This window comes from Nonomuraea sp. NPDC003201 (genome assembly GCF_053590415.1).
This window is the reverse complement of record NZ_JBSFTC010000462.1, coordinates 1-6,391: the sequence shown is the minus strand read 5'-3', so window position 1 is coordinate 6,391 and position 6,391 is coordinate 1. Positions and strand designations below refer to the sequence as shown.

Here is a 6,391-nt window from a genome sequence, read left to right as displayed (position 1 = left end):
CGTCGCGCGGCGCTGGCAGGCGGGCAAGCTGTGGGACTACCGCAAGGAGTTGCGCGTCCCCTTGCTCGTGAAAGCGATGTGCGTGCTCGCCGCGACGACGATCCACGACGGCCCCGCGATCACCAGGTCCTCGTTCGGCCGCCCGGACCCGGGCCTGCTGGCGCAGGCGACCTCCGCGAACACGCGCCTCCTACACGATGACGAGGTCGCGCGGGGTGTTGTTGAGCCGCTCGGCGCCCGTCTCGGTGCAGACCACGATGTCCTCGATCCGCGCCCCGTGGCTGCCGGGCAGGTAGATCCCGGGCTCCACGGAGAACGCGAAGCCGGCCTCCATCGGCTCGCCGTTGCCGGAGACGATGTACGGCTCCTCGTGCGTCTCGATCCCGATGCCGTGGCCGGTGCGGTGGATGAAGTAGTCGCCGTATCCCGCCTCGGCGATGATGTCGCGGGCGGCCGCGTCGATCGACTCGCAGGAGACGCCCGGACGCACCGCCGCGCAGGCCGCGTCCTGGGCCCGCCGCAGCACCTCGTAGTACGCGGCGAAGTCCGCGGGCGGCTCCCCGACGCTGTACGTGCGCGTCGAGTCGGAGCAGTAGCCGTTGTGCAGTTGCCCGCCGATGTCCACCACGACCGGCTCGCCGGCCTGGATCACCCGGTCGGAGACGTCGTGGTGGGGGCTGGCCCCGTTGGGCCCGGAGGCGACGATGACGAAGTCGACGGTCGAGTGGCCGGTCGCCAGGATCGCCTCCGCGATGTCCCGGCCCACCTCGCGCTCGGTGCGCCCGGCGCGCAGGAACTCCGGCACCCGCCGGTGCACCGCGTCGATCGCCTCCCCCGCCTCGCGCAGCGCCGCCACCTCGGCGGCCGACTTGCGCATGCGCAGCTCCCGCAGCACGGTCCCGGCCAGCACCTGCTCGGCGCCCGGCAGCACCTCGCGGAAGCGCAGCGACGACATGGCCCACATCCGGTCGGCCAGGCCCACCTTCTCGACCTGGCCGAGCCGCGCCGCCGCGATGGCGTACGGGTCGTCGGTCTCGTCCCACGCCACGAACTCCAGCCCCAGCCGCGAGGCGGGCGACGCCTGCGCCGCGGGCAGCTCCAGCCGGGGCACCATCATGTACGGCTCGCCCGAGGCGGGCACCACGAGACACGTCAGCCGCTCCAGCGGCTTGGCCTCGTATCCGCTCACATAGCGCAGGTCGGGGCCGGGCGTCAGCAAAAGGGCGTCGAGACCGGCCTTGGCGGTGGCCTCCTGGACGGCGGTGAGACGGGACACGGGATACAGATCTGAGGACGTCACAGCCCATAATCTACTCGGACCGCGCCGCCTAAAATCCGCGAAAAGCTCTCACAAGACGGCAAGCCATCGCTACACTCCGTTCAAGATTGATCACGTAGTGTGGGGTCAATTGTCCATCTTTGAAAGTGGGACCATGGTCGACGTCGCAGGCGCGGCCGAGCCGCTCGGTCACAAGAGCAACAAAGGCCACACTGACCACCCGGGCTCCGAGAACGACGCCGAGATGCTCGCCGTACGGCTGGCGCACGCCCAGCGGCTCGGCAACATGGGCTGGGCGGAATGGCACATGCACAGCGGCGAGACGATCTGGTCCGACCAGGTCTACCTGATCTTCGGCCGCGACCCGGCCGACGGCCCGATCGCCCTGCCCGACCTGGCCAAACACGTCGAGCAGGCGGACATGGGCACGCTCGACCGGCTCCTGTGGTCGGCCGTGGAGAGCGTCGAGCCGGTCCAGGCCGAGTTCCGCATCCGCCGCCGCGGCGAGCTGCGCGACCTGCGCGTCGTCCTCGAACCCCTCATGGCCCCCGGCGGCCCCATCGGCCTGCACGGCGTCATCCAGGACATCACCGGCCGCCGCCGCGCCGAGCGCCTGATGTCGGAGTCGCGCCGCCAGCTCCTCGAGGCCCGCGAGCAGGCCGCCGAGGAGCTCCACGTCATGCTCGCCCTGCGCGAGGCCATCCTCCCCGAGCACCCCGGCTGCCTCGACCTGCCGTACGCCACCATCGCGGTCCGTTACGTGCCCGCCGAGAAGACCGCGAGCCTGGGCGGCGACTGGTTCGAGGCCGCGCCCGCCCCCGACGGCCGGCTGCTGCTGGCCATCGGCGACGTCTCCGGCCACGGCCTGCCCGCCATCGCCCACATGGCCCAGCTCCGCCACGCCCTCGTCGGCCTGGCCATGACCGGCCAGCCCGCCCACCGGCTGCTCACCTGGCTGAACGACCTCGCCATGCACCAGCTCAAGGAGACCACCGCCACCGCGATCATCGGCCACCTGGACCCGGAGACCCGGGTGTTCGCCTGGGGCCAGGCGGGCAACCTGGCGCCCATCCTCGTGCGCGACGGCGTCGCCCGCCAGCTCGACCAGCCGCGCGGCGTGCTGCTCGGCGCCGCCTCGGGCCGCCCGTACGAGCTGGCCACCACCCGGCTGCTGCCCGGGGACCTGCTGCTGCTGTTCACCGACGGGCTGGTCGAGCGGCGCACCCGCGACATCGACGTCGGCCTCGACCTGGTCCTTGCCGCCGCCCGCGACGTGCCCGCCCGCGACCTGGACGCCGGGCTCGACCACCTCCTGGCCGACATCGGCGGCCCGAACCCCGAGGACGACGCCTGCCTGCTGGCGGTCTCCATACCGGCACAGAGCACGGAACCGCTCGTCAAGAGTGCGACCATAGACCCGTGCTGATGCTTCTCGACACCCCGTCGCTCTACTTCCGCGCCTTCTTCGGCATACCGGAGTCGATCAAGGGCCCGGACGGCTCTCCGGTCAACGCCGTGCGCGGACTCATCGACATGATCGCCACCCTTGTCCGCCAGCACTCCCCCACCGAGCTCGCGGCCACGATGGACGCCGACTGGCGGCCCGCCTTCCGCGTCCAGGCGATCCCGACGTACAAGGCCCACCGCGTCGCCCACGGCGACACCGAGGAGGTCCCCGAGGCGCTCGTCCCGCAGATCGCCGTCATCCAGGACGTGCTCGACGCGCTCGGCATCGCCCGCCTGGAGTCGGCCGGCTACGAGGCCGACGACGTCATCGGCACCCTCACCCACCGGGCCCCGGGCGCCGTGGACATCGTGACCGGCGACCGCGACCTGTTCCAGCTCGTCGACGACGCCCGTCCCGTACGCGTGCTCTACACCGCCCGCGGCATCCGCAACCTGCAGATCGTGGACGAGGCGTTCGTCACCGCCAAGTACGGCATCCCCGGGCGCGCCTACGCCGACTTCGCCACCCTGCGCGGCGACCCCAGCGATGGCCTGCCCGGCGTGTCCGGCGTCGGCGAGAAGACCGCCGCCGCCCTCATCACCCGCTTCGGCTCGCTCGACGCGCTGCTGCAGGCCCTCGACGCGGGCGTCACCGACGGCTTCCCCGCGGGCGCCCGCACCAAGCTGGGCGCCGCCCGCGACTACCTGAGCGCCGCCCCCGCCGTCGTCCAGGTGGCCCCCGACGCGCCGCTGGCCGACGCCGACCTCACCCTGCCGGCCAAGCCGCGCGACCCCGAGGCCCTCGTGGCCCTCGCCGACCGCCACGGCCTCGACGGCCCGCTCAACCGCCTGCTCGACGTGCTGAGCCGCTAGCTCTCCAGGTAGGAACGGACGGCCTCCTGCGCGGCCTCCCGCAGGCGGGCGTGCATGATGACGTTCTGCTCGCGGTCGGTGCGCACCTCGACGATGCGCGGCCCCTCGCCGCGCATCGCCTTGGAAAGGTCGGCGATGTCCTCCACCAGCGTGTACGGCGTCCGCGTGGCCGCCGCCACGTAGGCGAGGTCCACCCCGTGCGGCGTGCCGAACACCCGCTCGAACGGGTCGCGCACCGCCGCCTGGGGCAGCAGCGAGAAGATCCCGCCCCCGTCGTTGTTGACGACCACGAAGCACAGGTCGGGCCGGGGCTCGCGGGGCCCGAGGATCAGCCCGTTCTGGTCGTGCAGGAACGACAGGTCGCCGATCAGCGCGTAGGAGGGGCCGTTGTGCGCCAGCGCCGCCCCCATCGCCGCGGACACCACGCCGTCGATGCCGGAGGCGCCCCTGCTGGCCATCAGCCTGATGCCGCGCCGCGGCCGCATCGCCTGGTCCAGGTCGCGGATCGGCATCGAGGAGCCGCAGAACAGCAGCGCGCCGTTGGGCAGCGCGTCCACCAGGTCCCTGGCCAGGCGCGGCTCGCTCGTGCCCGAGGCGTCCAGCACCGCGTCCGTGGCCGACCGGACCACCGCGTCCGCCTGCCGCCAGGCGTGCAGCCACGAGTCGTCGCCGGCCGCCACCGGGATCTCCACGGCCTGCGCCACCTGCGTGGCCGAGCGGGTGGGGTCGGGCCAGCGGCCCAGGTCGGGCGCCACCACGATGTGCTCGCCGGCCCGCTTCAGCCATGACAGCAGCGGCCTCGACAGCCCCGGCCGCCCCAGCGTCACGATCACGTCGGGCTGGTGGGTGTCCGCGAACTCCGGCGTGCCCAGCAGGTAGTGGTAGGTGGAGATCGCGTGGTCGCCGTAGCGGCCGCCGCCGTTGGGCTCCGACAGCACCGGCCAGCCCGCCATGCCCGCCGCGGCCACGTACCGGCGCACGTTGGCCGCGCCGTCGCCGACCACCAGCACGCCGCGCCTGGTCGGCGCGATGTGCAGGGCGACGGGCGGGGGCGCGACCCTGGCCCGCACCCACGGGCCGTTGCCGCCGCCGTCGAGCGGCTCGGACCAGGCGGTGTCGCCGTCGGGGATCAGCGGCTCCCTGAAGGCCAGGTTGAGGTGCACGGGACCGGGGTCGGACGGGCCCGACGCGCGCTGGTAGGCGCGGCAGGCCAGCGAGCGCCAGTAGGCGACCTGCCCGGGGCGGTCCTCCGGCACCCCCACCTCGGCGAACCAGCGGGTCGACGAGCCGAACAGCTTGATCTGGTCGATCGTCTGGTTGGCGCCCGTGCCGCGCAGCTCGGGCGGCCGGTCGGCGGTCAGCAGCAGCAGCGGCACGCCCGACTCGCTCGCCTCGATCACCGCGGGGTGGAAGTTCGCCACGGCGGTGCCGGACGAGCAGATCAGCGCCACCGGCCGCTCGCCGCGCTTGGCCAGCCCCAGCGCCAGGTACGACGCCGACCGCTCGTCGATGCGCACGTGCAGGCGCACCCGCGACTCGGCGTGCAGCGCCAGCGCCAGCGGGGCGGAGCGCGAGCCGGGGGCCAGTACCACGTCGGTGAGGCCGCAGCGCACCAGCTCGTCGACCAGGACTGTGGCCAGTGCGGTAGCGGGGTTCAACGTGACGCCTCCTGCATCCGGCGAAGCCACTGGGGAGATTCAATCTCAAAAGCCGACAAATGCTGAAAATCCACCGGGGGGCGCCGTACCGTCAGAGATCCCTCCACCGGCACCAGGGAGTCGTCCACCACGTCGCCCGCCAGCAACGCCATCGTGCCCAGCCCGCACGCGTACGGCAACGCCGGCAGCGCCGCCGCCAGCGCCAGCCCCGCGGCCAGCCCGACGGACGTCTCCACGGCGCTGGAGACCACGGCGGGCAGCCCGCACGCCTCCACCACCTTGAGCGCCTCGCGCACCCCGCCGAGCGGCTGCACCTTGACCACCGCGATGTCGGCCGCCTCGGCCGCCCGCACCCGCAGCGGGTCCTCCGCCCTGCGGATGGACTCGTCGGCCGCGATCGGCACGTCGCAGGCCCGCCGCACCGCCGCCAGCTCCTCCAGCGTGGCGCAGGGCTGCTCCGCGTATTCCAGGTCGAACCGGTCGAGCCGCTTCAGCCGCCGCACCGCCTCGTCCACGGTCCACGCGCCGTTGGCGTCGATCCGCAACCGGCCGCCCGGCCCGAGCGCGTCGCGTACGGCCTCCACCCTGGCCACGTCGTCGTCGAAACTCTGGCCCCGCTCGGCCACCTTGACCTTGGCCGTGCCGCAGCCCGAGCGCCGGACGATGTCATGGGCCTGCTCGGGCCCCACGGCGGGCACGGTCGCGTTGACGGGGACGCTGTCGCGCACCGGCTCCGGCCACCCCTCGAAGGCCGCCTCGCGGGCGCACGCCAGCCAGCGGGCGCACTCGCGCGGGCCGTACTCGGGGAACGGGGAGAACTCCCCCCACCCGGCGGGACCGTGCAGCAGCACGCCTTCCCTGAAGGTCTGTCCACGGAACCGGGTGCGCATGGGGATGCGGAAGACCACGGGAGAACGCCTCACGACCCTCCCTGCGCCTCTGTCCGACCTGTCGCCACTAACCTTACGAGCATGTGGAGGAACCCGTCGCATTCGGACCGTCCGCTGCATGCCATTGTGCAGCCTCCCGGACCCGCCCTGTACGCGGCGATCCGCGACGCGCTGAGCGGCGAGGGACCCGCCGTGCTCCCCCTGGCCCCGGGCCAGTCCGAGGCCGCCCTGGCCGCGCTGCGCCC

6 protein-coding genes are annotated in these 6,391 nt (G+C 73.4%); 2 read left to right on the top strand and 4 right to left on the bottom strand.

Annotated elements, in window-relative coordinates:
* Positions 1 to 36 precede the first annotated feature (36 nt).
* Together ACWDX9_RS57900 and ACWDX9_RS57895 are read right to left on the bottom strand one after the other, a co-directional pair.
* Positions 37 to 183, bottom strand: a complete 147-nt coding sequence (locus ACWDX9_RS57900; protein WP_449971813.1) for a hypothetical protein — start codon at positions 181 to 183, stop codon at positions 37 to 39.
* Between the two features lie 7 nt (positions 184 to 190).
* Positions 191 to 1,300 (bottom strand): M24 family metallopeptidase, encoded by a 1,110-nt coding sequence (locus ACWDX9_RS57895; protein ID WP_449971811.1) that lies wholly within the window; start codon positions 1,298 to 1,300, stop codon positions 191 to 193.
* 133 nt (positions 1,301 to 1,433) lie between these two features.
* Between ACWDX9_RS57895 and ACWDX9_RS57890 the strand changes: the two genes are divergently transcribed.
* Together ACWDX9_RS57890 and ACWDX9_RS57885 are read left to right on the top strand one after the other, a co-directional pair.
* Positions 1,434 to 2,705, top strand: a complete 1,272-nt coding sequence (locus ACWDX9_RS57890) for a PP2C family protein-serine/threonine phosphatase (protein ID WP_449896614.1) — start codon at positions 1,434 to 1,436, stop codon at positions 2,703 to 2,705.
* Complete coding sequence (locus tag ACWDX9_RS57885; RefSeq protein ID WP_449971820.1) at positions 2,705 to 3,598, top strand: 5'-3' exonuclease; 894 nt, start codon at positions 2,705 to 2,707, stop codon at positions 3,596 to 3,598. Before ACWDX9_RS57890 ends, ACWDX9_RS57885 begins: the two co-directional genes overlap by 1 nt.
* Here ACWDX9_RS57885 and menD read toward each other — a convergent pair.
* The gene (gene menD, locus ACWDX9_RS57880; RefSeq protein ID WP_449971808.1) at positions 3,595 to 5,256 is read right to left on the bottom strand and encodes a 2-succinyl-5-enolpyruvyl-6-hydroxy-3-cyclohexene-1-carboxylic-acid synthase; all 1,662 of its coding nucleotides are present in this window, start codon (positions 5,254 to 5,256) and stop codon (positions 3,595 to 3,597) included. The genes ACWDX9_RS57885 and menD overlap by 4 nt on opposite strands.
* Positions 5,253 to 6,164, bottom strand: a complete 912-nt coding sequence (locus ACWDX9_RS57875; protein WP_449971816.1) for an o-succinylbenzoate synthase — start codon at positions 6,162 to 6,164, stop codon at positions 5,253 to 5,255. The genes menD and ACWDX9_RS57875 overlap by 4 nt, the downstream gene beginning before the upstream one ends.
* Between the last annotated feature and the right edge of the window lie 227 nt (positions 6,165 to 6,391).